Source organism: Ruegeria sp. BC1 (genome assembly GCF_056539305.1).
The window spans coordinates 191,246-215,755 of record NZ_JBQFUT010000005.1 but is presented as its reverse complement, the minus strand read 5'-3'; the positions used below and the strand labels follow the sequence as shown (position 1 = coordinate 215,755).

Annotated in this window: 21 protein-coding genes; 12 read left to right on the top strand and 9 right to left on the bottom strand. The window is 56.0% G+C overall.

Going from position 1 to position 24,510, the window contains the following annotated elements:
• Positions 1-44: 44 nt before the first annotated feature.
• Positions 45-626: a carboxymuconolactone decarboxylase family protein gene (locus ACR0IY_RS12945; protein WP_480673893.1), complete on the top strand. Its 582-nt coding sequence runs from the start codon at positions 45-47 to the stop codon at positions 624-626.
• Positions 627-658: 32 nt separating this feature from the next.
• Here the strand turns inward: ACR0IY_RS12945 and ACR0IY_RS12940 are convergent, their stop codons facing one another.
• The gene (locus tag ACR0IY_RS12940) at positions 659-1,567 is read right to left on the bottom strand and encodes a LysR substrate-binding domain-containing protein (RefSeq protein WP_480673891.1); all 909 of its coding nucleotides are present in this window, start codon (positions 1,565-1,567) and stop codon (positions 659-661) included.
• A 94-nt stretch (positions 1,568-1,661) separates the two neighbouring features.
• On the opposite strand from ACR0IY_RS12940, the gene ACR0IY_RS12935 reads away from it, so the two are divergent.
• A complete protein-coding gene (locus tag ACR0IY_RS12935) occupies positions 1,662-3,182 on the top strand; it encodes a trimethylamine methyltransferase family protein (RefSeq protein WP_480673890.1) in 1,521 nt (506 codons plus the stop codon).
• Positions 3,183-3,226: 44 nt separating this feature from the next.
• Complete coding sequence (locus tag ACR0IY_RS12930) at positions 3,227-5,695, top strand: GcvT family protein (protein WP_480673888.1); 2,469 nt, start codon at positions 3,227-3,229, stop codon at positions 5,693-5,695.
• Positions 5,696-5,732: 37 nt separating this feature from the next.
• Here ACR0IY_RS12930 and ACR0IY_RS12925 read toward each other — a convergent pair whose 3' ends face one another.
• Together ACR0IY_RS12925 and ACR0IY_RS12920 are read right to left on the bottom strand one after the other, a co-directional pair.
• On the bottom strand, positions 5,733-6,434 hold the full coding sequence (locus tag ACR0IY_RS12925; RefSeq protein WP_480673886.1) for an SDR family oxidoreductase: 702 nt from the start codon (positions 6,432-6,434) through the stop codon (positions 5,733-5,735).
• A 384-nt stretch (positions 6,435-6,818) separates the two neighbouring features.
• On the bottom strand, positions 6,819-8,414 hold the full coding sequence (locus tag ACR0IY_RS12920; RefSeq protein ID WP_480673884.1) for a GMC family oxidoreductase: 1,596 nt from the start codon (positions 8,412-8,414) through the stop codon (positions 6,819-6,821).
• Positions 8,415-8,523: 109 nt separating this feature from the next.
• Here ACR0IY_RS12920 and ACR0IY_RS12915 point away from each other — a divergent pair, with 109 nt between their 5' ends.
• The 4 genes from ACR0IY_RS12915 (at position 8,524) to ACR0IY_RS12900 (ending at position 12,640) form a co-directional block, all read left to right on the top strand.
• The gene (locus ACR0IY_RS12915) at positions 8,524-9,762 is read left to right on the top strand and encodes a TRAP transporter substrate-binding protein (protein WP_480673882.1); all 1,239 of its coding nucleotides are present in this window, start codon (positions 8,524-8,526) and stop codon (positions 9,760-9,762) included.
• A 63-nt stretch (positions 9,763-9,825) separates the two neighbouring features.
• On the top strand, positions 9,826-10,491 hold the full coding sequence (locus tag ACR0IY_RS12910) for a TRAP transporter small permease (RefSeq protein WP_480673880.1): 666 nt from the start codon (positions 9,826-9,828) through the stop codon (positions 10,489-10,491).
• Positions 10,491-11,849, top strand: coding sequence for a TRAP transporter large permease (locus tag ACR0IY_RS12905; RefSeq protein WP_480673879.1), 1,359 nt, complete (start codon positions 10,491-10,493; stop codon positions 11,847-11,849). The genes ACR0IY_RS12910 and ACR0IY_RS12905 overlap by 1 nt, the downstream gene beginning before the upstream one ends.
• 11 nt (positions 11,850-11,860) lie before the next feature.
• On the top strand, positions 11,861-12,640 hold the full coding sequence (locus ACR0IY_RS12900; RefSeq protein ID WP_480673877.1) for an IclR family transcriptional regulator: 780 nt from the start codon (positions 11,861-11,863) through the stop codon (positions 12,638-12,640).
• Between the two features lie 31 nt (positions 12,641-12,671).
• Here ACR0IY_RS12900 and ACR0IY_RS12895 read toward each other — a convergent pair whose 3' ends face one another.
• From ACR0IY_RS12895 to ACR0IY_RS12875, 5 genes are all read right to left on the bottom strand, one after another.
• Positions 12,672-13,178 (bottom strand): hypothetical protein, encoded by a 507-nt coding sequence (locus ACR0IY_RS12895; protein WP_480673875.1) that lies wholly within the window; start codon positions 13,176-13,178, stop codon positions 12,672-12,674.
• Between the two features lie 254 nt (positions 13,179-13,432).
• Positions 13,433-13,996: a TetR/AcrR family transcriptional regulator gene (locus ACR0IY_RS12890; protein ID WP_480673873.1), complete on the bottom strand. Its 564-nt coding sequence runs from the start codon at positions 13,994-13,996 to the stop codon at positions 13,433-13,435.
• A gap of 205 nt (positions 13,997-14,201) precedes the next feature.
• The gene (locus ACR0IY_RS12885) at positions 14,202-14,870 is read right to left on the bottom strand and encodes a cupin domain-containing protein (protein WP_480673871.1); all 669 of its coding nucleotides are present in this window, start codon (positions 14,868-14,870) and stop codon (positions 14,202-14,204) included.
• A 36-nt stretch (positions 14,871-14,906) separates the two neighbouring features.
• Positions 14,907-15,527, bottom strand: coding sequence for a glutathione S-transferase family protein (locus ACR0IY_RS12880; protein ID WP_480673869.1), 621 nt, complete (start codon positions 15,525-15,527; stop codon positions 14,907-14,909).
• 119 nt (positions 15,528-15,646) lie between these two features.
• Entirely contained in the window at positions 15,647-16,534 is an 888-nt protein-coding gene (locus tag ACR0IY_RS12875; RefSeq protein WP_480673867.1) for a LysR family transcriptional regulator, read from the bottom strand.
• Between the two features lie 123 nt (positions 16,535-16,657).
• On the opposite strand from ACR0IY_RS12875, the gene ACR0IY_RS12870 reads away from it, so the two are divergent.
• The 5 genes from ACR0IY_RS12870 to trhA all read left to right on the top strand — a co-directional run bounded on the left by ACR0IY_RS12870 (position 16,658) and on the right by trhA (position 23,809).
• Positions 16,658-17,281 carry a glutathione S-transferase family protein gene (locus tag ACR0IY_RS12870; protein WP_480673865.1) on the top strand — a complete coding sequence of 208 codons (624 nt, stop codon included), beginning with the start codon at positions 16,658-16,660 and terminating at the stop codon, positions 17,279-17,281.
• Positions 17,282-17,352: 71 nt separating this feature from the next.
• The gene (locus tag ACR0IY_RS12865; RefSeq protein WP_480673863.1) at positions 17,353-19,407 is read left to right on the top strand and encodes an FAD-binding oxidoreductase; all 2,055 of its coding nucleotides are present in this window, start codon (positions 17,353-17,355) and stop codon (positions 19,405-19,407) included.
• A gap of 150 nt (positions 19,408-19,557) precedes the next feature.
• The gene (locus ACR0IY_RS12860; RefSeq protein WP_480673862.1) at positions 19,558-20,637 is read left to right on the top strand and encodes a PLP-dependent cysteine synthase family protein; all 1,080 of its coding nucleotides are present in this window, start codon (positions 19,558-19,560) and stop codon (positions 20,635-20,637) included.
• Positions 20,638-20,754: 117 nt separating this feature from the next.
• Entirely contained in the window at positions 20,755-23,103 is a 2,349-nt protein-coding gene (locus tag ACR0IY_RS12855) for a fatty acid cis/trans isomerase (protein WP_480673860.1), read from the top strand.
• Between the two features lie 37 nt (positions 23,104-23,140).
• Positions 23,141-23,809: a PAQR family membrane homeostasis protein TrhA gene (gene trhA / locus ACR0IY_RS12850; RefSeq protein WP_480673858.1), complete on the top strand. Its 669-nt coding sequence runs from the start codon at positions 23,141-23,143 to the stop codon at positions 23,807-23,809.
• An 11-nt stretch (positions 23,810-23,820) separates the two neighbouring features.
• Here the strand turns inward: trhA and ACR0IY_RS12845 are convergent, their stop codons facing one another.
• Positions 23,821-24,477 carry a glutathione S-transferase gene (locus ACR0IY_RS12845; protein ID WP_480673856.1) on the bottom strand — a complete coding sequence of 219 codons (657 nt, stop codon included), beginning with the start codon at positions 24,475-24,477 and terminating at the stop codon, positions 23,821-23,823.
• Between the last annotated feature and the right edge of the window lie 33 nt (positions 24,478-24,510).

Below are 24,510 nucleotides of genomic sequence, written 5' to 3'. Positions count from 1 at the left end.
GGTGCGCATATGGTGTGATCATAAACGACTGGAGGAACCGCGCGATGAGTGCTTGGATCGAAATGGTGCCGGACGAACAGGCCGAAGGCCGTCTTAAAGAGCTGCTGGACAAAGCCCGCACCCCGCATGGTACTGTTGACACCGTGATGCGCGTGCATTCCCTGCGGCCCGAGACAATGAATGGCCATGTGACGCTGTATCGCTCGGTCCTGCATTCCGATGACAACAAACTGCCGTTCTGGTTCCTCGAGGTGGTGGCCAGCTATACCTCGATCCTGAATGATTGCACCTATTCGCTGACCCATCATTTCATGAATGTCCGCAACCTGATAAAGGACCAGCCCCGCAGCGACCGCATCTTTGTTGCGTTGAAAGCGCATCGGCCCGAGGATGAGTTTCAGGGCAAAGAGCTGGCACTGCTCCGGTACGCGGCCAAGTTGACGACAGACGTTGGTAAGATGGTGAAATCCGATTTTGAGGTTCTCAAGATCGAAGGTTGCTCGGATGGTGAAATCCTCGAGGTTAATCAGGTCTGCGCCTATTTCAATTATTCAAACCGGCTGCTCAACGGTCTTGGCGCGACCACAGAGAACGATGTCATCGGGTTCTATAAAGGGGACGAGTGAATAACGGTTTGATTGGTACACGGCCAACGGGTTCACGCTCCATATCGGGCAGATAAGATCCAGTCGCGTACAATCTCGGCCTCTGGGGTCAGGGGGCGCGATTTGGACCAGACCAGGTAAAAGCCTTTTCCGGTTCTCCAGGCCCAGTCCTGCCGCGCCGCCAGCATACCCTGTTGCACCAAAGGTGCCACGATATGATGCCATCCAAAGGCAAAGCCTTCCCCCGCCATTGCCGCTTGCAAGACCAGAGCGTAGTCGTTCAGGCGTAAGCCGGTCCGCGGAGTAACCTCTGTGATGCCAAATTCACGAAACCATTGGTCCCAAGTGGGGCGTTCTCGGATCGGTTCCTCCAGATGGATCAGGCGCTGGTTCAACAAGCTAGGCACACTTCTGAGGGTCACTGCCGCAGCCATGACTCGTGGCGCGGCAACGGGATAGATCACCTCATCATACAGCAAATGCGACTCGCAATCCGCCCAATTGCCATCCCCTAAACGCACGGCAAGGCTGATGGTCTCGACGTTCAGGTCCGGCTCTCGATCGCTGGATTGCAGGCGCAGGTCGATATCGGGATGGTTTTGCTGGAATGACGCGATGCGGGGAACCAGCCAGTAGTTGTTAAAAGCCGACGACGCGCTGAGCGTGACATGATCATTGCTGGCAAATTGGCGGATCGAAGCCGCCGAGTGCGATAACATTTCAAATGCACGTGTGACATCTGAAAACAAACGGTTCCCAGCATTTGTCAAAGTGATCTTGCGGTGGCTGCGTCGGAACAAAATCACTCCCAGCGATGTCTCTAGCTGTTTGATTGAAGCGCTGACGGCAGGTTGCTGCACATTCAACTCTTGCGCCGCTTTCGTGAATGATCCCGTGCGTGCGGCCGCTTCGAAAACGACGAGATGGCGGGGGGAAGAGAGTAGGGACCAAATTTTTTGCATAAATTCAAATTATGCAAAACATCAGTATTTTCAACCGTCACAGAATGCCGGAACGGCGTTATGACACGCTGGACGCAATACGATGAGGGTTGCAATGGCACGGCGTGCACGGACATCCAGACTACGGCAGCAGGCGCATGCAACGGCACCAGCGTCGCCCTACATTCGGCGTAAGGCCCCGTTCTTTGATCTGCTCGACGAAGAACAGGTCGTTCGCCTGGAACAACAGGTGGACTGGATTCTACAGGACGTCGGCATTGCCTTTCGCGACGATCCTGAGGCGCTGGAGTTGTGGAAACGGGAAGGCGCCCGGGTCGAAGGGGATATCGTGCGGGCACCGTCGGATTGGATTCGCGATCTGTGCGCCAAGGCGCCGCGCGAGTTTACTCAGCTTGCCCGCAACCGGGACCGCTCCGTTACCATCGGCGGCCGCAATCAGGTCTTTGCGCCGATCTATGGCGCGCCCTTTGTGCGAGACCTGGGTGGGGGCCGTCGTTATGGTGATATTCAGGCGTTTCAGGATCTGGTCCGCCTGACCTGTATGCATCCAAACCTGCATCACGGCGGCTTTGTCACCTGCGAACCCTGTGACATTCCGGTTAACAAACGCCATCTGGATATGCTGCTTGCCCATATGACACTCAGCGACAAGCCGCATCTGGGTGCGATTACCGAGAGGAGCCGTGCCCAGGACAGTGTCGAGATGGCAGAGATTGTCTTTGGCGCGGATGTGATGGCGGAAAACTGCGTCATCATGGGTAATGTGAACACCAACTCTCCGTTGCTGGTGGACAAGGTCGTGACCGAAGCCGCCCGCGTCTACAGCAGTCGCGGGCAAGGAATGATTGTGGTTCCGTTCATCCTGTCCGGCGCGATGGGCCCTGTTTCGACGGCTGCCTCGGTCGCGCAGGCAATGGCCGAGGCGATGATGGTCTGTGCATATATTCAGCTTATCCGTCCCGGTTCGCCATTTGTTCTGGGGAATTTCCTGTCGTCAATGTCGCTGAAATCCGGTGCGCCGACATTTGGTATGCCCGAGCCTGTAGTTTCCAACTATGCCATCGGCCAGCTCGCCCGCCGCGCGGGTCTGCCCCTTCGCTGCGGTGGCTCGCTGACGGCTTCCAAGATCGAGGATGCGCAGGCCGCGTATGAAAGCGCGGATTCAATGCATTCGACAATGTTGGCAGGTGCCAATTTCGTGCTGCATTCGGCGGGCTGGCTAGAAGGCGGGCTGTGCACCGGGTTTGAAAAACTGATCATGGATGCAGACCGTTTGGGCTCATACCAGAAGGTGTTGGGGCAAGGATTGGATACGTCGGACGAAGCGCTTGCCCGCGATGCCTATGCCGAGGTTGGACCTGGTGGCCATTTTCTGGGCTGCGGTCACACCATGCGCCATTATCAAGACGCGTTTTACGAACCAGCACTCAGCCACAGCGAGAATGTCGAAAGCTGGGAGGATGAAGGAGCCAAGGACATGCGTACCAGGGCTTATGATCGCTGGACTCAAATGCTGAATGACTATGAGGCGCCCCCAATCGATATGGCGCTTCGTGAAGAGCTCGAAACCTTCGTGGCTAAACGCAAAGAGAGCCTGCCAGACGCCTGGTATTAAGGTACCCGATCGCACTGCGATGCAGGTCAACTAAGGAAAAACTCATGCCCGAGATTCAAAAAGACGAAGCCGCCACCGGCAAACCGTTGCCGTCCCACGCCAAAGTCGTTGTCATCGGCGGCGGTGTCGTAGGGTGTTCAATCCTGTTTCATCTGGCCAAGTTCGGCTGGAAAGACGTGGTGCTGCTCGAACGCGATGAGCTGACGTCCGGTTCAAGCTGGCACGCGGCGGGGCAGATTCACACCATCAGTTCGGACCCTAATATCAGCCGCCTGCAAAGCTATACCATCGACTTGTACAAAGAGATCGAGGAAACCTCGGGTCATTCTGTGGGTTTGCATATCACCGGCGGCTTTTATGCCGCCTCGACAAAGGAATGGTATGATTACCTCAAGCGCGAACGCTCCAAGGCACGCTATATGGGCCTGCATCAGGAGTTCATTTCTCCGTCAGAACTGGCTGAACGGCATCCGCTGATAGACCCGAAACACTACTATGCAGCGCTGTGGGATGATCAGGATGGCGATCTTGATCCGTCGGGTGCGACCTATGCTTTTGCCAAATCGGCCCGTGTGCATGGCGCGCAGTATTTCACCCATTGTGGCGTGACGGCCATGTCCCAACGGCCCGATGGGTCGTGGGATCTGACCACGCCGAAGGGGCAGATCAACGCTGAACACGTGGTGAATTGCGGTGGCCTTTGGGCGCGCGAAGTCGGGCACATGTCTGGCATTCACCTGCCGGTGCAACCGATGGAACACCATTATCTGATCACTGAGAAGATCCCCCAGATCGCAGAACGCATGGAGAGCATGGGTGAGGCGGGCCGTCTACCGGCAGGGATCGACTATGAGGCCAACATCTATTTCCGGCAGGAACGTCAGGGGATGCTGCTGGGCACGTATGAGCCGAAATCGACCCCTTGGAAGGTTGACGGCACCCCTTGGGATTTCGGGCATGAGCTGCTGCAACCCGACCTCCACCGCATCGCCGACCGACTGGAGATGTCGTTTGAGCGTATCCCCACCATCGGCGAGGCCGGTATCAAGGACATGATCAACGGCCCCTTCACCTTTGGCCCCGACGGTAACCCGATGATTGGCCCGGTGCCGGGGATGAAGAACTATTGGGTCGCGGTTGGTGTTATGGCAGGTTTCTGTCAGGGCGGCGGCGTCGGGCTCACCATGGCCGAGTGGATGATCGACGGCGAACCCTCGATCGACGTATGGGCCATGGATGTGGCGCGGTTTGGAGAGTTTGCAACGCCGGACTGGGGCACGGTTAAATCGTCCGAAAACTACGAGCGCCGCTTCGTGATGACCTTCCCGAACGAAACTCTGCCAAAGGGTCGAATGCAGAAGACCACAGCGCTCTATGACCGGCTGGTCGTCAAGGGCGCGCGCATGGGGCAAGGGTTCGGTCTGGAAAACGCGCTGTGGTTTGCGGATAGCCCTGAGGACGCGCACGAAGACCCAACCTTCGAACGCAACCGCAGCCACGACTATGTCGCGCGCGAGGTCAAAGCGGTGCAAGAGGCCGTTGGCGGCATCGAAATCGCCAACTTTGCCAAGCATGAATTCAAAGGCGCAGGCGCGCGGGCTTATTTGGATCATGTGCTGGCCGGTTATGTACCCAAACCGGGTCGCCTGACGCTGACCCCGATGCTGACGCCCAAGGGGAAACTGTACGGCGATCTGACCGTGGCGTGTCTGGCCGAGGATCACTTTATTCTGTTTGGGTCCGGTGCCATGCAAGAGGCCCATCGCCGATGGTTTGAAAACGACCTGCCCGCCGACGTGACCTATGCCAATGTTTCAGATGACTGGCACGGCATCGCTCTGTCCGGTCCGAAATCTCGCCAGTTGCTGGCGCGGCTGACGCGCGAGGATGTCTCGGCCGAAGCTTTCAAGTTCCGTGATCTGCGCCAGACTTTTGTGGCTGGTGTGCCGGTGATCCTGAACCGGATCTCGTTCAGCGGTGAGCTGGGATATGAGATCTACTGCAAGCCGCAATATCTGCTGCGACTGGCCGAGGCGATTGAAGAGGCCGGGGCTGATATGGGGTATCGCTGGTACGGTGCGCGGGCGCTGATGTCGATGCGGCTGGAAAAAGGGTGGGGCGTCTGGACGTTGGAGTTCCGCCCGGATTTCAACGCTGTTGAAAGCGGCATGGATGGCTTCATCAACTGGAAAAAGGACTTCGTCGGAAAGGCCGCGACCGAGGCGTTCCGCGCCGAAGGCGTTAAGCAAAAGCTGGTGACGATGACCATCGACGTGGACGGGATTGACGTTTCGAATGACGAAGCGATCCTGAAGGATGGAACAGCCGTGGGCTATGTCTCATCAGGTGGGTATGCACATCGCGTCGGGAAATCCATGGCGATGGGCTATGTGGCGGTGGAACATGCAGAACCGGGAACCACGCTGCAGGTGGAAATTCTGGGCGAATTCTATGATGCTCAGGTCTTGGGTGCACCGATCTACGATGCAAACGGGGCCAACATGCGCGCCTGATCTGCACCAACCACGCAATCGGTGGACTGGCGAAATTTTACATATGCCGGGTCACACCCCCGTCAACCCGCAGGGATTGCCCGGTGATATAGCTGCTGTCATCCGTCAACAAAAACGCCGCCGCTTTGGCCTGTTCCTCGGCCTGCGCCAGGCGGCCAAGCGCGGACATTTCGGCGAATTTGTTTGGCAGATCGAGGCTGTCGGTGAAGCCGGGCAGCAGGCAGTTCATGCGAATATTTGCCGGGCCGTACCGATCTGAAAAAAGCTTGGTGTAGCTGGAAACAGCCACGCGAAAGACGCTGGAGGTTGGGAATGTCAGCGATGGCTCAAAGGCTGAAAACGTAGTGATGTTGACGATCGAACCGCCGCCCTGGGCCTCCATCACCGGGGTCAGTAGCTTGGATAGGCGGATCACGGGTTTTAGCACCATCTCATTGGCGCGGTCCCAATCCTCTTCGGGAATCTCCAGCAGATCACCTTTGGGCGGTCCACCCACATGGATCAGGCAGCAATCAATGCGGCCATAAGTTGTCATTGCCAAGTCAAAGATGGCTTTGGTGTCCTCAGGGATCTCGGCCTTGCCGCGATGGGCGACGCCGCCCAGTTCGTCTGCGAGCAATTCGCAGGACTCTGACGGGGACATCAGCGCCAGTTTGTAGCCCCTGCCGTGCATTTCGCGTGCGGTGGCAGCACCCATTCCGCGTCCACCACCAACAATGAGGCATGTTTTGTCTGTCATCATATGCTCCTGTTCACGCGTCGATAATATCCTGTCCGGTAAAACAAAGGGGTCGGCCCGGAGTGTTCTGAGGCGATGCTACAACCGGATTTGAGGGCTTGACCAGATTGTATCCGGTGAAAGTGCGAACACCCCGCCGCACGCCTCTGGTCACAGTATTATCCTTCTTCGGTTCGCTGATAGTTCTGTTGTTGAAGTGACCCCAAACCAAAACTGGTGAAGATTGCCGTTTAGAGAGGGGAGGCTAGTCCGATCTATTGCTTGGGTTGATCGCTTCGGTGACTGAAAAGCCCAGCGTGCGTTCGGAATTCGGGTCGGCATTGGACGCGGCGCGATTAGCGGCCTGCGGTCAAGGAGCGTCAAGCTTGCGCGATCGCGCAACCCTTATGCGCCTGCTTTCAGCAAATCGCTGGCCTTTTCTCCGATCATGATCGCTGGGGCATTCGTATTTCCGCTGACGATCTCGGGCATGATCGAGCAATCGGCAACCCGCAGGTTGGCAATCCCGTGAACCTTCAGCTTCGGATCGACCACAGATGTTTCCGAGGTGCCCATCGCGCAGGTGCCGGTGGGGTGGTAGATTGAAACAGAGTTTGATCTGGCCCAGTCTAGGGTGCCTTCATAATCGTCGCAGGACAATTTGGCGGATGGTCTAAACTCCTCTGAAATTTTTGTGGCTAGCGGATTATGCTGCGCAATTTTCCGGGCGATATTGACGCCGTCGACAATGGTGCGGCAATCCGTTTCTGTAGACAGATAGTTTGGAATGATCTTCAGGTACGAGGTCGGGTCCGGGCCATTTAGACGCAACTCGCCCCGGCTTTCCGGCCGCAGCTGGCACACCGACATCGTAAACGCGGAAAACGGATGTACGCCTTCGCCAGGGCTGTCGGCCGACCAGGGCTGCACATGGAACTGAATGTCGGGTGTTTCTACCTCGGGTCGCGTTTTCATGAAGCCGGTGGCAAGGCTGGCTGCCATTGTCATCGGACCTGCGCGGAACAGGGCGTATTTCAGCGCGATGCGCGCCTGATTGAATAGGCTGCGGACTTCGTCGTTGAGGGTTGGCTCATTACATTTGTATACCAGCCGCGCCTGCAAATGATCTTGCAACCCTTTTCCTACTCCGGGCAGGGCATGGTACGGCTCGATGCCGTTATCCTTCAGGTGGTCCGGGTCACCGATGCCGGACAGCATCAAGATCTGAGGTGAATTGATCGCCCCGCCGGACAGAATGATCTCACGTCGGATTTTCAGGGTTTTCTCGGAGCCAGAGCGATCACGATAGGTCAGGCCGGTCGCTTGTTTGCCCTCCAGATTAACCCGCGTGACCAAGGCATTAGTAATTATGTTCAGGTTCTGGCGTTTGCGGATTGGTTGCAGATACGCCACTGCCGAGCTGCACCTACGGCCGTTTCGGGTGGTTAGTTGGAAGTAACCTACACCTTCCTGATCCGCACCATTGTAGTCGGGGTTGAACGGATAGCCCGCCGCTTGCGCTGCAGCAACCCATGCATCGCAGATTGGACGCTGGATGCGCATGTTTGACACGGAAAGCGGCCCACCAACCCCGTGGAAATCATCTTCGCCACGTTCCTGATCCTCGCTGCGTTTGAACAGGGGCAGAACGTCCTCCCAGCCCCAACCATCGTTCCCCATCTGACGCCAGCGGTCATAATCTTCCTTTTGGCCCCGCACATAGAGCAAGCCGTTCAATGAGGACGACCCACCCAGAACTTTGCCCCTAGGCCAGTCGATGGAGCGCCCGTTCAGCCCTGGGTCAGGTTCCGTGCGATAGCACCAGTCCAGCGACGGGTTGTGCATGGTTTTGAAATAGCCGACCGGGATGTGAATCCACGGGTTCGTGTCACGTCCGCCAGCCTCAAGAAGGGCCACGGTTGTGTTGGGGTCGGCGCTGAGTCGATTGGCGATTACACAGCCCGAAGATCCCGCGCCAACAACCGCATAATCCACCTCCATGACACTCTCCTTTTCAAGTTGTTGAAAAAAACTCTATGCAAGTTGATCGAATTATACTAGCATTTTTTGATACAAAATGTCTCAATAATTGCAGCTAGGGAGGTAAGCAATGGAGATTGGTCGGAAACTGAGCGGGATATCACGGCGGGATTTCTTCCGCGTAGCAGGCCGTTACGGCATGAGCTCAACGCTGTTGGCGGCAGGAGGGTTCGGAGGCGCGATGAGCTTGGCGAATCTGGCGCACGCTGCCGAATCCACCTATGAGAAGCGTTTCTCGAAAGAACCTAAGCACACGTTGAAATTTGGCGCATCAGGCTTCAACACGCGCAACCTGCTGATTGAGCGCGCCGGTGCGATCGAATTTGCGCGCGATCTGGAAGAGCGCACAGACGGTGAGATTCGGATCGAGTTCATCGGCGATAACCAGATCTGCGGTCAGCTCAGCTGTGTCGAGAAAACTCAACAGGGGATTGTCGACATCTATGCTGCCTCGACCCAGAACTCAGCCGGTGGTGCGCCGTACCTGAACGTGCTGGACTATGCCTATATGTTCCCTAGCCGTGCGGCGCAGTATCACTTCTTCTATAGCCCCGAAAGCCAGCGTATCCTGCGCGACCCGCTGGAAAAACGTCACGGCTTGAAATTCCTGTTTACGCATTGCGAATTACGCGGTTTGCAGATGGGTTCGAACTTTGCCGACAAGCCGACAGTCACCAAGCTGGAGGAGCTTTTTGGCACCAAGAACCGTGTGACGGGCACGCAATTGGGCCGTATCGCCATGCAACTGCTGAACCTTAACCCGGTACCGGTGGCGTGGGAGGAGACTCTGGACGCGTTGAAGACAGGTCTGATCGACGGGGCAGAGACATGGGCGTCGGCCGTGGCGTATGCCAACATGGCACCGGTTGTGTCGCAATCAGTGAACCTGAAGTTCTTCTGCGGCACTGAACACACGTCGATGTCCGCCAAGGTTTTTGACAGCCTCGGCGGTGAATTGCAGGACGCGGTTATGGAGTCCTCATACTTCACGCAGGCCCTGATTCAGGGTGCGAATGAGGCGGCTCTGTTGAACACTGTTGGTTTCTCGGACCCGCAATTGCCTGACACGATTTTCGCCGAAAACGGCGTGCGTCCGGCCTTCCTGGCAGACGATCAGATCAAGCTAGCCGAAGAGATGTGTGCCCCGAACTACAACCCTGAACCTTGGGCGCAGTGGCGTGAGCGTCTGAACAAATGGGCGGGTGGCATCGATACCTATCAGGAAATCTACGACATCGCGCGCGAGATTCCGGCCGATACCCTGCCGGAAAACGTCGAGCCGCGCCGTTGGTGGAAAGGCCAGGCCTGATAGACTTACTGAACCGGCCCCACTGGGCCGGTTCTAACTATACCGATTGGGAGGACGGGGTAGATGTCATTTTGGGCAGATATCGGCGCGATATTCAGCGCCTTTTTCAGCCAGGATTCGTTCGAGATTCAGTCTGCACTGGAATCCGACGCGACCTGGGTGTTGGGCGCGATTGTCTCGGCCCTGGGTGGGCTGTTGATTATGTTGATCTACCGGGCCGTACCGTTCATTGAGCGGCATCTGGAGCGGTCGGTGATGGTGTATTCCTACCTCGCCATTGCCCTGATCATCTTCTGGGGCGTGATCGACCGGTTTGTGTTTAACGATCAAGAGCCGTGGTCAACCACCATTCCCCCACTGCTGTTCATGGTCATGGCGTGGTTCGGAGCCTCATACAATGTCCGCTTGCGCACACATCTGAGCTTCAGCGAGTTCCGCTCGGCCATGCCAAGAGGCGGGCAATTGGCGTGCCTGATCCTTGATGCGGTGCTGTGGTTCATTTTTGCGGTGATTGTCATCGTGACCACCACGCGATTGGTGGCGCTGTCGGCCTCGAATTTTCAGATTGTTCTGGGCACCGACAATATCATGCAGTGGTGGTTCCTTCTGGCCGCGCCGCTGTCGTTCTTTTTGATGGTCGGGCGCGTGTTTCAGAACCTGGCCGACGATCTGAACAACTGGAAAACGGGTGAGCCGCTGATCAAGCAAGCGGTCATAGGGGCAGACTGATGACAGACGGAACCATGGTTACACTGATCTCGCTTGGGGTCACTTTTCTGTTCATGTTGGGCGTGCCAGTTCTGCTGGTGATCGGCTATTGGGTCATCGGTTGTTCTTTTGTTCTGGGTCTAACGCTCGACAATATGGGGGCCGAGCTCTTGAACGTGTTCAACAAGGGTTTTGCCCTGTTGGCGATGCCTTTGTTTATCCTGACTGGAGACCTGATCAATAAATCCGGTATCGCCCGACGACTCAGTGATTTTGCCTATGCCTGTCTGGGATGGATACGCGGCGGGCTGGCGATGGCCTCACTTGGGGCGTGCGGATTGTTTGCGGCGATTTCGGGGTCGAACTCGGCGACGACGGCAACCATCGGGTCAATGTTGCACCCAGAGATGGTGAAAGGTGGCTATGACGAACGGTTCAGTGCAGCGACCGCCGCGGCGGGCGGCACGGTGGGGATCATCATTCCACCTTCGATTATCTTCATTGTCTACGGCTTCCTGATGAACTTGCCGATTTCCGAGCTGTTTGTCGCGGGCATCCTTCCGGGCGCATTGATGGTCTTTGGTATGCAATTCGCATGCTGGATCATCTGCCGTATCAACGGTTGGGGTCATTTGATCCCGCTGCAACTGAACCGGGTGCTGAAAACCGCGTTTGGCGCGTGGCTGGGTTTCTTTGCCATCGGCCTTGTGCTGTGGGGTATCTACACGGGCAAGTTCTCACCCACTGAAGCAGCCGGAGTAACAGTGGGTTTCTGCGTTATCGCGGGTCTGGTCAGCTATCCGATCAACCGCATCATGGGCGCGCGCAACGATATTCCGCCAACCGAGAAAAGCTTTGCTGAAATGTTCGTGGTCGAAGGCTTTACGATCCCCGAGATTCCCTCGATCGTAATCCGTTCGGCCCAGATCACCGGCATCCTCGCGCCGCTGATCGCGATCTCGGTGGTGATGCAGCAAATCCTGTCATTGCTGGGGGCGCAGCAGACCATTGGGGATTTCGTGACCTCGATGGGTGGATACCATGCGGTGCTGTTCACCTCGATGGTGATCGTCTTCTTCTCAGGTATGGTGTTGGAGAGCCTGCCGGTAACGATCATTCTGGCACCGATTCTTGCCCCGATTGCGGCCTCGGTCGGGATTGATCCGATCCATTTCTCGGTGATCTTCCTAGTGGGGGCGTCCATCGGTTTCATCACGCCGCCTTACGGGTTGAACCTTTACGTGGCATCAGGTGTGACTGGTGTGCCTTACTTCCGCCTGCTGCGGTATACGGTGCCATATCTGGTGGCCCTGCTTTCGGTGTGGATTTTGGTGTCGTTGGTGCCCGATCTGGCCTTGATCCTGCTGCCAAATAACTAGAATGTTGCAGGATGGCCGAAACGGAAACACAAGAAAAAGAAACCCAGATCCCGACCAACCTGCGCCTGCTGCTGATCCTTGAAGAGGTGGCCAGGCGTGGCGTCGCCGTCAAACCGTCCGACCTGATCGAAGCATTGGGTCTGGCCAAGCCTACGGTTCACAGATTGCTTCAAACCGCCGAAGCTGAAGGCTTTCTGCAGCGCGATCTGGACGGACGTTCTTATGGCCCTGGCCGCCGTCTGCGCCTGTTGGCGGTCAACACTATGTCGGCTGAACACCTGCGCACTGCGCGCTTGGCCATTTTGCGCAGTGTGGCTGACGAGATTGGTGAAACCTGCAATCTTGCCGTCCCCGACCGAGAAGGGATGATCTATCTAGATCGGGTGGAAACGAAATGGCCATTGCGAATTCAGCTACCGATCGGAACACAAGTGCCGTTCCACTGCACTGCAAGTGGCAAAATGTATCTGTCCACTTTACGTCAAAAGACCCTTGACGGGTTTCTTTCGGCTGGAAATCTAAGCCCTCAAACGGAACGATCCCTAACCGAGCCAAAGGCGCTTTTGGCCGAAATTCGACGCGTCTCAGAAAACGAGTATTCGACCGATGATGAGGAGTTCATGTCCGGCATGACAGCCGTGGCCGTTCCCGTTCTAGACAGGCAAGGCAGGTTGGTTGCGACGTTATCCGTACACGCTCCGACGCAACGCCATGACGTCAGCAGCTTGATGTCGTTTCTGGGGACGTTGCGGGCGGGCGCTGCCAAACTCTCGGGCCTTCTGGCCGAATGACATTTGCCACCGGCCAGCAAACCTAATCAGGTTATGACCAGCGCTCGACCAGGCGCATCACCCAGACCAGAACAATCCCGTACAGCACGTGACCAGCCAAAGCCACCCAGGTGATGCCGGTAAAGTTCAGGAAGAACGGCAGCCCGGCAATGTACGTGATGCCGCCAATGGCAAAGACCCACAGACCAAACCCATAAACAGCTGAGCCAAGGAAAACGTGGCGCCCCTTGAAGATCGCACTCCAGGCCGGGTTGAACACAAAAAGCCAGCCAATCGGATACCCGACCAGACCGACGAGGTAGAAGTGGACAAAATACCCAGCAAAATCACCGTTTGGCAGGCCAAGAGTGCCCAGCAGACTGCGCGCCAATCCATGCGGAGAAAGGCTTGCAAAGCCCAGACCGGGGCTGATCATCTGCCCCCAGAGGTCAAACGCATTGGACGCGAAGAACCCTGAAATGAACATCAAGCCCAGTAGCTGAACGTTGAACTTGGGGAAGATGCCTTGTGAGGAATGCAGGTTTTCAGTCGTCGCCATGAAGAGACCTTTCGTTCCGAATGGATTGCGTTCTGCCCCCTAGATCAGGACGTATCGACCAAATTCAACGAATTGAAAAAATCTCTCACGCATTGGTGACGAAACCCGAGATTGATGCAACATTTACAATTCGCTGAAACAGAGTTCACGAGATTTCTTGGCCGCGTTTCTCAGGCAGTTTGGTGTGGCGTTTAACCGCCGGTCAAAACCTATTCCAGCCACCGATTACCGCATCGAGGAAGTACGTTTCGGGGTCAACAGCGGGTCTTTAGGATGGCCACAGCTTCGTCGAAGGTCTCGACATTCTCTTCCGCGCGCGCCGTTAGATGGGCACCTTCCAGCAGGGCAAGCGCGGCCCGGGCCTCGGCTAATGGGTTCGCGATACCCGTGATCGACGTGTCCTGCAAACCCCGTTCAAATATCGCCGTAATCCGCCCGACCATCATGGCGCGGAACGCCCTGATCTTTTCGATGACTTCATCCGACAGGCTTTCGCGGCTGCTTATCAGCGAGACGCACAGGCACAACGTTTTGCCATCGTTCAGGGCATCGCGATATAGGTCGATCAGCGCCAGCAAGCGCTGCGAGCCGGTGTCAAATTTGGCCTCGATCTTCTGACATTCATCTTCAAGAGTCGCGTGATAGCGCTCCATTAGTGCAGCCGACAGGGCGGCCTTGGTTGGAAAGTGGTAGTGGATCGACGCTTTCCGGATGCCAACCGCTTCGGCCAAATCGGCGTAGCTGAACCCGTCGAACCCACGCGCGCGCGCAGCGTGTTCGGCAACGTCCAGCAAGGCAGTCTTGGTATCGGTTGTCATGCGGGTACACGTCCTTTTGGTTCTACTCACGCCAGCGCGTAGTTCAGGTGAGCATATAATGGCTGCGGTTCCAAGGCGGTAGATGTGTAGGGTTCAAAGCGCTGTAAGCCAACAAAAAAAGGCGCGGGTCTGATAAACCCACGCCGTTGATACGCGCTTGCATAGGAGGTCTGTGAAGGCACTCAGAGATGGCTCATGGCTAGTCCTAGACAGCAGGTGCCTGAGCGAATGGAAGATGGCCGGTCTTCATCCAGACTTTCGCGCCTTCGGGACCTGAAACGGCAGATAGCGTTTCACCTTCGGGCAGGCGAAGCCACCCCGTCTTGTTCAATACATCACTTCCGGTTGTGATTGAACCATCTATGACTAGCACTTCGATCCCGCCAGAGGCGTTCGATTGCAGCAGCGTGCCTGGTTCAAGATGGCTGTAGGTCACGATTTCGCGGTCATCTTTGTGCAAGATTGCTGTGGCCACGCCGTTCACCGGAGTACCGAGTTCGTCTGCCATGTTTTTGCGAAACTGATTGCGGTCATCCATATCGAACTGCCAGAGTTTGACAAAGATTGTGCAACCGGGTTCTGACCCGGGCGTATGTGCGGTTGTTGGAGGGTTGCGTACATAGGTTCCCGTTGGGAAGTTGCCGTGCTCGTCCTGAAAGACACCATCCAGAACAATGAATTCTTCTCCACCCGTGTGGGTGTGCGCCGAAAACTTGCTGCCCGGCGCATAGCGTACAATGGTGGTGGCGCGGGCAACCTCGCCACCGATCCGGTCCAGCATGCGACGATCCACACCCTTCATAGGCGAGGCCTGCCATTCAAGCTGATCAGAGTGAACGACGACGCGGGCTGAAAAATCCGAGTTGAGTTCCATATGTAAGGTCCTTTCGACTTGGGTGGCGGCTTCAGATCAGGCAGCTATCGACGGTCGCGCGGCCATTCTTGCGCGCCATGTCTGCAAATGTGTCAAGTTTTCAGGGACTTCGATTTTTGCGAAATCAGCAAACGCCAAGCCTGCAAAAGCAGTGATATCGGCCATCGAGAAAGTGTCACCTGCCAAAAAATCGTTTTCGGCCAGTACAGAATCCAGATAGGCCATTGTGCTGCTTGCAACTTCTTTCTGTTTGTTGCCCCATTCGGCGCATTGGTAGGTTTCTAGATCAGGCCCCAATCCAGGGGTAGCGTGGTGGAAATAAGTGCTGACCGCGTTCAGCAGGCCATTTTCGGCGCGCAGGTTCATCATCGAAATTCGGGCGCGCTCAATTGCGGATGTCCCGGTCAAAGACGGCCCTTCAAATTCTGCATCTATATACTCGGTGATCGCATTGCATTGCGCAATATGTGTACCGTCCGCCAGTTCCAGACAGGGCACAACCGCATCCGGGTTTTTTGCTTTGAATTCCGGTGTGCGATGTTCTCCGCCCATTACGTCAACCGGTATGAATTCGACCTTGTCCGAAACGCCCTTTTCCGCCAGCGCAATGCGAATGCGGGCCGGGTTCGGAAATCCTTCGACGTCATAAATTTTCATTGCTGAATCTCCTTGGGTTTGTCGATGATGAAGACAATCTACTAGTAGGTAGATAGATTCGCAACTTTTTATTTCCACTGTGATTTGAACATATCAAAGAGTTGTTGGCCCGAGTGATTTCAGACGCTGCGCAACGTCGCAACGAGATAGTCGATCAACACCCGAATTCGTGCGGTGAGGTGCCGGTTTTGCGGATACGCAGCATACAGCCCGACGGACACGGCCTCTTCTTTTTCAAAGATCAGTTCCAGATGCCCCGAGTCCAGAAACGGTTGCGCAGTGTACAGAGGAATGCGACCGATCCCCAACCCGTCCGCCGCCATGTGCGCCACTGCGCGGGGTGAATTTGCGCGAAAATTGCCCGAAACAGGAACCGAGTATTCTCTCTCTGGGCCTTTGAATGCCCAATTGTCGATGTTGTTGCCAATGGCCTGCATCAGGCAGTTGTGTGATGCCAGCGCAGAGGGTTCCTTCGGCGTTCCGTTTTGCGCCAGATAATCAGGGGATACGCAACAGACGATCCGCATATCCATCAGCTTTCGCGCGACGAGGTTCGAATCTTTCATAGCACCGAACCGAATGGCCAGATCGTACCCTTCTTCGACCAGCGAGACATGATGGTCTGACAAGTGCAGTTCGATGGAAACCTTCGGGTTATCAGCCTGAAACGGTTTCAGCAAATGGATCAATTCGGCCGAGCCATAACCGGTCGGGGCCGTGATCCGAATGCGGCCCGCCAATTCGGACTGTTTTTGCTGTACCAACCCTTCCAGCTCATCAAACTGCTCCAACAGGGGCAGGCAACGTTCGTAATAGGCGCGCCCGGTATCGGTCAGGGTAACGCTGCGGGTCGTTCGGTTGAACAGCTGCGCGTTCAGACGATCTTCCAGCTGACCGACATATTTACTGGCCAGTTTGGTACTGATTCCAACCTGTCGGGCCCCTTCGGTAAACGATGAATGTGCCGCCACAGCCGCAAAAGCCCGCATACCTTGCACTGTATCCATTATCTACACCGTGTTCATAGTAAATCACCAAATGGATATATTATCGCCCAAAAGATTTCAATTTATGTCTGGTGCTCAGATGCTGATCTTCAGCCAAACTTCTGAAACAGAAAGAGCCATCAGATGTCCAACCCCATCCGAATTCACAGCTTTCCCTTGTCTGGGCACGCACATCGTGCCGTCTTGTTTGCCAGTCTTGCCGGTATCAAGCATGACGTTATCGACGTTGATCTTGCAGGCGGTGAGCAAAGAAGTGACGCGTTCCTGGCGCTGAACCCGGCCGGTCAGGTGCCAGTTTTGGAGGACGGCGACGCGGTCATCAGCGACAGTAACGCCATATTGATTTATCTGGCCCGGAAATATGCGCCGTCCTACCTGCCTTCGGATCCGGTGCTTGAGGCCGAGGTGCAGAAGTTCTTGACCCTCGCTGCCGGAGAAATCGCCTTTGGCCCGGCAGCCGCGCGATTGATCACAGTGTTCAACGCCCCGTTTGACATCGAATTCACGCATGCGACGGCAGCCAAAGTTCTGACTAAACTGGATGCCCACCTAAAAGGGCGTCAGTGGCTGGTTGGTGACGCGCCGACCATCGCGGATGTCGCCATCTACAGCTACACGGCACATGCACCCGAAGGCGGTGTGCCGCTTGAGCCTTACGGCAACGTACGCCGCCTGCTGGCAAATATCGAGGCGCTGGACGGCTTTGTTCCCATGCCCAGTACAGCAGTTGGGTTAAACGCCGCCTGACTCTGCCCGTTTCGCTGGTCGGCCGTATTGACTAGCGGCTGACCATTCGCCCCCTGTCCACGAGGTGCGTCATGAATACACAATTCAAAGCGGAAACTTCACCATTCCACGCAGGTGAGCAAGAGATGCAGTCCCGTATCGGCAAAAGGGACAAAATGGAGGAAATGGGTCGGAATTTCATCCGACCTTTCATGCCTGAACAGCATCGGGAGTTTTTTGGTAAGCTCCCATTCCTCGTCGTCGGCAGTGTCGGTTCGGACGGCTGGCCATGGGCCTCGATGATTTCTGGCAGGCCCGGTTTCCTAAGCTCGCCGCATGATCGGCGTCTGGATGTAAGCGTGAAGCCGTTGGATGACGATCCGCTTAGTGCCGCGCTTGAAGCCGGGGCTCCAATCGGCGTTGTCGGGGTAGAGCTGTCCACCCGCCGCCGCAACCGGATGAATGCCACCGTGGGTCAAGTCGGTAAGGGTGGCTTTTCACTGGATGTCGTTCAGTCCTTTGGAAACTGCCCGCAATACATTCAAACGCACGATGTTTCGTTTATTCGCGCGCCTGAGGCTGTGATCGAGCGCCGCCGCAGCGATCGGTTTTTTAGTCTGGATACAAAGGCACGGGATAAAATCACCGAAGCCAGTTCATTTTACGTTGCCAGCACCGCAAATACCGCCGAGCATGTCGGCGTTGATGTCTCGCACCGGGGCGGGAAGGCAGGGTTCGTCAAGGTTGAGGGCAACGGCCTTCTGGTGCCGGATTTTTCCGGCAACAACTTCTTCAATACGCTGGGCAATTTTTTGGTGAACCCAAGGGCGGGCCTGCTGTTTCCGGACTATCAGACCGGTGATCTGTTGATGCTGACCGGATCGGTCGAGGTGTTGCCTGATGACCACCCCGACATCGCAGATTTCCAAGGTGCTCTCAGGGGCTGGCGGTTCGAACTAGATCATGGTCTGCGCATCTATGATGCCTTGCCGTTTCGGGCCGATTTTCTGGAGTTCTCGCCCAACAGCCTGATGGCTGACAACTGGCAGGCCGTTGACTCCCGGCAAAAGGCCGAGGACCTGCGTCACAAATGGCGGCCCCTGCGGGTTTCCGACGTGCAGGACGAAAGTGAAACGATCCGGTCCTTCACTTTTGAGCCTGTGGATGATCTGCCTTTGTTATCCTTTGAAGCAGGCCAATTTCTGACGGTTCGGGTCTATCCCGATGGCACCACTCCAGCAACCCGAACCTATTCGGTTTCCTCAGCGCCTGGCGACGCAGGGTATCGGATATCCGTCAAACGCGAGCCGGGTGGTGTGGTTTCGAATTACCTGCATGACAGGCTTTCAATCGGTGATGTTGTCGAGGTCAAAGCCCCTCAGGGCCAGTTCTATATGAATGCGGCCAACACGCGCCCCGCCGTATTGTTTGCCGGTGGTGTCGGAGTTACGCCGATGATGTCGATGACCCGGCACGTGTTGAACGAGGGTGCACGAACCCGTCACACGCGGCAACTGACCATTTTTCATGCTGCGCGCACTGTGGCGGACCGTGCCTTTCATGACGAATTGCGCTGGGCAGAAACTAAAAGCGAAATTCGCTATATCTCGGTCATTTCACAGCCCGAAAGCTATGCCCGCGTAGGCGTGGATTTTGACGAAAAGGGTTACATTACTCCCAATATGATCCGCGACAGGCTGGCCCTGGACGACTATGATATTTTTCTGTGCGGCCCGGCGCCATTCATGCAAGCTGTCTATGACATGCTGCGTGAATTAGGGGTCGCGGACGGTCGGATCTTTGCCGAAAGTTTCGGGCCTGCCTCGCTCAAACGTCGTATTGATGAGGCTGCTCCGCGTTTCGAACCCGAGCCAGAGGCCGAGGCGGCCACGGTCACGTTCCAAGCCAGTGGCCGGGACGTTAAGTGGGAGCAAGGAGACTCCACTTTGCTTGAGGTCGCCGAGGCGCAAGGGCTGACACCGCCGTTTTCGTGTCGTTCAGGCTCTTGCGGAAGCTGCCTGACCCGCAAAATCGCGGGCAAAGTTGCCTATCGCACTGAACCGACGGCTGACCATTCAGAAGACGACGTGCTGATCTGTTGTGCGGTTCCGGCAGATGGGTCTGACGCGGTGGTCCTGTCCCTTTAAGCCCTACCTGTACTCAGTGGAATGAAGGACAACCCTTGCTCTTTTACCCGGCGGGTGCCACGACTTTGCACAGTGTGCGTGAAGCCAGGCGCAAATGCTGTTCTATAAGCAAGGCATATTGCCAGACATTTGATTAGGTGAGGACCCCCAATGACAAACTCAAGTCTCAGAACTACATCGGGAAATGGTCGTATCTTCGATAGCGTGCTTGATACGATCGGCAACACCCCGACGATCCGAGTCAATAATCTGGGGCCGAAGGGCGTCAATCTGTTTGTCAAATTCGAGGCCTTCAATCCGGCAGGCTCGGTCAAGGATCGTCTGGCCGTCAATATCATTGAAGCCGCCGAACGCAGCGGTGCACTAAAACCTGGTCAGACAGTTGTCGAGGCAACCAGTGGCAACACCGGCATCGGTCTGGCGATGGTCTGTGCGCAAAAAGGCTATCCGTTGGTGGTCACAATGGCCGAGAGCTTTTCAACCGAGCGCCGTCAATTGATGCGAATGCTGGGGGCCAAGGTTGTGTTGACCCCCAAGGCCGAAAAAGGGTTCGGAATGTATCGCAAAGCCGCCGAACTGGCCGAACAGCACGGCTGGTTTCTGGCCCGGCAGTTTGAAACGCAGGCAAATGCCGAGATCCACGCAGCCACGACTGCGCGTGAGATTATGGGTGACTTTGATGGTCAGCGGCTGGACTATCTTGTAACCGGCTATGGCACCGGCGGCACGGTCACAGGTGTTTCGAGGGTTCTGCGCAGCGAGAGACCGGAAACCAAGATCATACTAACCGAACCCGCGAATGCGCAGTTGCTGGGCAGCGGCATCGCCACCGAACGTGGCAAGGACAATGACCCAATCTCCAGCCATCCCGCCTTTGAACCGCATGTGATTCAAGGCTGGACGCCTGATTTTATCCCGTCAGTCCTGCAGGAAACCATCGACAACAGCTATTATGACCAGTTGATCCCCGTGGCAGGACCCAGCGGCGTCGAGTGGGCGCAAAAACTGGCCAGTCAGGAAGGTATTTTGACTGGTATTTCCGGCGGCGCGACCTTTGCTGTTGCGGTCGGCATTGCTGAAAATGCGGAGCCCGGCGCGTCGGTCCTGTGCATGTTGCCCGATACCGGCGAACGTTACCTGAGCACGCCCTTGTACGAAGGTATCCCGGTAGAAATGACGGATGAGGAAAGGACAATCTCACAATCGACGCCCGGGTACCACATCGACTGACCCCTGCCGGGAAAGCGTTTCTTGCCTAATGCCGCCCGTAACTGCAATGATAATGGCAGCTTAGGGGGTGAGTACCTGTTCACGATTGGTATTCTGCAACAGGCAGGAGAAAGCTTTATGCGTAAAGGTCGACTGATCCTGATATCCATAATTGCATTGTCCTGGGTCACTATCTTTGCTTTCGCGTCCCAGCTTAGGGCGCAGGAGGCCACAGCGCCGCTCGTGCAAGACCAGACCTGGGACGATGTAAAGTCGATCATGGACCGTCGCTGTGTCGTTTGTCACAGCTGCTATGATGCGCCCTGCCAGTTAAAACTGACCTCGCCCCAGGGGCTGCTGCGGGGGGGCAGTAAACAGGCCGTTTACCACACCGAACGTCTGACGGATGCCCAACCCACCCGCCTTGGAATAGATGCACAGACCGTTCCTGAATGGCGGGCGTTGGGGTTTCACTCAGTCCAGGGAGAGGCCGATACCCCGGGCCTGCTTGAACGGTACGTCGAGCTGAGCCGCCAGAACCCCTTGCCTGTCGACGCCCCCCTTCCTGATGTACTTGGTTTGGCACTTGATCGCCCGTTGATCTGTCCGACTTCGGGTGAGTTCGACAGATTCAGCCGGCACCATCCACAGGCAGGTATGCCCTACGCTGCGGCACCGCTAGCAAATGATGACTATCAGACCCTCATGGCCTGGGTGCGCAGCGGTGCGCCGTTACCCTCAGGAACCGCCGATATTCCTGACGAGATTCAGAGCCAGATCACAGAATGGGAATCTTTTCTGAACACGGACGACCTGCGCAGTCAGTTGATGAGCCGGTATCTTTATGAACATCTGTTTCTGGCCCGGCTTCATTTCGACGGAGAAACGCCAAGACGGTTCTTCCAACTCGTGCGCTCGACCACCCCATCCGGTGAAGACATTGATATTATCGCGACGCGACGTCCTTTTGACGATCCGGGGTCTGACACGTTCTACTACCGACTGCATGAAATCAACGAAACCATCGTGCACAAGGAACACCTTGTTTACACACTCGGGCCGGATCGCATGGCACGGTTTCGGCAGTTGTTCCTCGCACCCGATTGGACGCTGACCGAACTGCCGCGTTACGGAGATGCGGAAGGTGGTGATCCGTTCAGTACTTTCATGCAGATGCCCGCCAAAAGCCGCTATCAGTTCCTGTTGGATGACGCGCTGTTTTTCGTGCGCAGCTTTATTCGCGGTCCTGTCTGCCACGGAGAAACAGCAGTTGATGTGATCGAGGATCGGTTCTGGGTCAGTTTCCTTGACCCGGACGCGGATTTGTCGATCACAAACCCAAGCTATCTGGAGGACGGGGCCGCGTATCTGGAACTGCCCGTGTCACTGGCTGGCGGGAACGCGTTGGACGCATTGCACGGTCTCTCGCACAAAAATCAGGTTCGGTATCTTGAGTTCCGAGATGCCAGATACAGGGATGCTCCGGTGTACCAGACCGGGTTCGATTACAGCTCGATATGGGATGGCGACGGCACCAACCCAAATGCGCTGATAACGGTGTTTCGGCATTTCGACAATGCGTCAGCCATGACCGGTTTCCACGGCGGCATTCCCGAAACGGCTTGGGTCATAGATTTCCCGATCTTCGAACGCATCTATTACGATTTGGTGGCAGGTTATGATGTTTTCGGTCGGGTTGAGCATCAACTGTCCACGCGGCTCTACATGGATGAATTGAGAATGGAGAGCGAGGACACATTTCTGTTTTTCATGCCGAAAGATGTCCGGCCGCGGATGCATGCAAACTGGTATCAGGGTGCGCTGGCCGAACTGCACACTTATTGGCACAGGCGGCGCGTGGATGACGATTTCCCCAGCGGTATTGATTTTGAAACGACCTCGCCCAAACAGGAGTTCCTTCTGGCGCTGCTTGAGCGCGGCAATGGGTTGTGGTCCGTCAAGGACCCGATCAACCGGTGCGCCCAGGGGGATTGTTCTGAAGGTGATGCCGATAGTGCGGCGTCTGCGCTGCGTGACCTGGCGGACCAGCGCGGCGATTGGGTGAAGTTTTTGCCGGACCTGTCCATTCTTATTCTTGAGGATAACAGCGGAGCGACGGAATTGTTCACCCTTGTGCATGACAAGGCGCACTACAACGTCGCCTTTCCGTTCGATGAAGAAGCGCGCCGGGACCCGGCGGCAGACGTTGTGACGATTGTGCCGGGGCTGATCGGCAGTTACCCGAATTTCTATTTCAAAGTCGGACAGGATCAGCTCAGCTCGTTCACGACTGCTGTGAAATCAATACGTTCGCAAAGCGACTTTATGGCAGTGGTGGCGGATTATGGAGTACGCCGGACCAGCCCCGATTTCTGGGCATTGAGCGACCGGATCAATGACCTGTTTTTGGACCAGAAACCGATCCAGGCGGGCATCCTGGATCTCAACAGATATAAAGACCCCAAATCGGGCGATGATCCCACCTGAACTTGCCCGGTTCCCGTTTGGCGCCTAAGTTAACATAATGTGGTCTTTTTCGAGTATCCGTCCGGACTATAGCCGGGCCGAGCGTTTTAGTGATGGTGTCGTTCACATTGTGGGCGTGGCGTCCGCAGTTATTGCGGTTCCAGTGCTGATCACGACCACTGCCTTGTATCGGTCCGAGCCTGAGGCCGTGCTTGGTGCCTCGGTCTATGGCGTCACTTTGTTATTGATGCTTACGTTTTCCGCCCTGTACAACATGATCGAAAGTGACAAATGGACGGACCTTCTGCGTCGTCTCGATCATTCCGGCATATATGTGAAAATTGCCGGAACCTATACACCGTTCCTGTTGCTGTCCGGTACGCAGGCCCCTGGTCTTTTGATTGGTTTGTGGTCTTCGGCAACCCTTGGATCACTGTTGAAATTGATCGATCCCGCCCGTTTCCGGTGGTTCGGCCTTGGTCTTTATCTGTTGATGGGCTGGGCGGCGGTATGGGCTGGACAGGACATGCTGACAGAGCTTTCGCCGACAGTATTCTGGCTGATGATCGCTGGAGGTGTCGTGTACACCGTTGGTGTTGCGTTCTTTCTGCTGGACTGGATGCCCTTCCATAACACGATTTGGCACGTCTTTGTATTGACCGGGAGCGTTCTGTTCTTCATCGCAGTTTCAGTGCGGGTTCTATTCGTGTCGCACGGGAGTGTCTGAAATCTGGTGCACTATTGGTCGGCTCGGTCTGCGGTTCCGCCAAATATCACAGGCGCGTCGCCTTCGGACCAGGGTGGGTATTTACTCATGACGCCAGCAAAGGTTTCGCTTTCCAGAAAGCGATCCAGCCAGGCAATCAGATCTGGCCAGGGCTGAGCATCAAACCATGCTCTGTCTACATGGGCAAACTGACGGACAAACGGAAGCAGGGCGAGATCGGCAATGGTTGGTTTGGTCCCCAATAGCCATGCTCGCCCGCTCAATCTGGTGTTTAGATCAACCAGAAAAACGGCGGCTTTTGCGCGTTCAGTCTGATGGTCCAACTCCGGGTAGCGAACGGCGTATTTGGTGTGATCCAGAGCGGTTTTGAACGGGCCATCGTTTTTGGCAATCAGGTCCCAGCCCTCGTCTGGCATGTTCAGCAGTTGGTGCGGATCATTTTGCCCGAGAGCCCAGATCATGATATCCAGACTTTCATCCAGAACCCGATCTTTCAGACGAAGCGCGGGTACGGTGCGTGACGGTGATGTTTGTACAAAGGCCTGTGGTTTGTCCCGCAGCTGAATTTCACGCAGTTCAACCTTTACACCGGCAGAGGCGATAGCAAGCCGGGCTCGGATGGCATAGGGGCAGCGACGGAAAGACCAAAGGACAGGAGACTGGATCATGCGGAACTCTATCCGAAAATTCCACGGTCTCGT

Excerpts from the sequence above, each read along its gene's own strand:
- ACR0IY_RS12945 (WP_480673893.1), top strand. The coding sequence starts at position 45 with ATGAGTGCTTGGATCGAAATGGTGCCGGACGAACAGGCCGAAGGCCGT.
- ACR0IY_RS12940 (WP_480673891.1), bottom strand. The coding sequence starts at position 1,567 with ATGCAAAAAATTTGGTCCCTACTCTCTTCCCCCCGCCATCTCGTCGTT.
- ACR0IY_RS12935 (WP_480673890.1), top strand. The coding sequence starts at position 1,662 with ATGGCACGGCGTGCACGGACATCCAGACTACGGCAGCAGGCGCATGCA.
- ACR0IY_RS12930 (WP_480673888.1), top strand. The coding sequence starts at position 3,227 with ATGCCCGAGATTCAAAAAGACGAAGCCGCCACCGGCAAACCGTTGCCG.
- ACR0IY_RS12925 (WP_480673886.1), bottom strand. The coding sequence starts at position 6,434 with ATGACAGACAAAACATGCCTCATTGTTGGTGGTGGACGCGGAATGGGT.
- ACR0IY_RS12920 (WP_480673884.1), bottom strand. The coding sequence starts at position 8,414 with ATGGAGGTGGATTATGCGGTTGTTGGCGCGGGATCTTCGGGCTGTGTA.
- ACR0IY_RS12915 (WP_480673882.1), top strand. The coding sequence starts at position 8,524 with ATGGAGATTGGTCGGAAACTGAGCGGGATATCACGGCGGGATTTCTTC.
- ACR0IY_RS12910 (WP_480673880.1), top strand. The coding sequence starts at position 9,826 with ATGTCATTTTGGGCAGATATCGGCGCGATATTCAGCGCCTTTTTCAGC.
- ACR0IY_RS12905 (WP_480673879.1), top strand. The coding sequence starts at position 10,491 with ATGACAGACGGAACCATGGTTACACTGATCTCGCTTGGGGTCACTTTT.
- ACR0IY_RS12900 (WP_480673877.1), top strand. The coding sequence starts at position 11,861 with ATGGCCGAAACGGAAACACAAGAAAAAGAAACCCAGATCCCGACCAAC.
- ACR0IY_RS12895 (WP_480673875.1), bottom strand. The coding sequence starts at position 13,178 with ATGGCGACGACTGAAAACCTGCATTCCTCACAAGGCATCTTCCCCAAG.
- ACR0IY_RS12890 (WP_480673873.1), bottom strand. The coding sequence starts at position 13,996 with ATGACAACCGATACCAAGACTGCCTTGCTGGACGTTGCCGAACACGCT.
- ACR0IY_RS12885 (WP_480673871.1), bottom strand. The coding sequence starts at position 14,870 with ATGGAACTCAACTCGGATTTTTCAGCCCGCGTCGTCGTTCACTCTGAT.
- ACR0IY_RS12880 (WP_480673869.1), bottom strand. The coding sequence starts at position 15,527 with ATGAAAATTTATGACGTCGAAGGATTTCCGAACCCGGCCCGCATTCGC.
- ACR0IY_RS12875 (WP_480673867.1), bottom strand. The coding sequence starts at position 16,534 with ATGGATACAGTGCAAGGTATGCGGGCTTTTGCGGCTGTGGCGGCACAT.
- ACR0IY_RS12870 (WP_480673865.1), top strand. The coding sequence starts at position 16,658 with ATGTCCAACCCCATCCGAATTCACAGCTTTCCCTTGTCTGGGCACGCA.
- ACR0IY_RS12865 (WP_480673863.1), top strand. The coding sequence starts at position 17,353 with ATGAATACACAATTCAAAGCGGAAACTTCACCATTCCACGCAGGTGAG.
- ACR0IY_RS12860 (WP_480673862.1), top strand. The coding sequence starts at position 19,558 with ATGACAAACTCAAGTCTCAGAACTACATCGGGAAATGGTCGTATCTTC.
- ACR0IY_RS12855 (WP_480673860.1), top strand. The coding sequence starts at position 20,755 with ATGCGTAAAGGTCGACTGATCCTGATATCCATAATTGCATTGTCCTGG.
- trhA (WP_480673858.1), top strand. The coding sequence starts at position 23,141 with ATGTGGTCTTTTTCGAGTATCCGTCCGGACTATAGCCGGGCCGAGCGT.
- ACR0IY_RS12845 (WP_480673856.1), bottom strand. The coding sequence starts at position 24,477 with ATGATCCAGTCTCCTGTCCTTTGGTCTTTCCGTCGCTGCCCCTATGCC.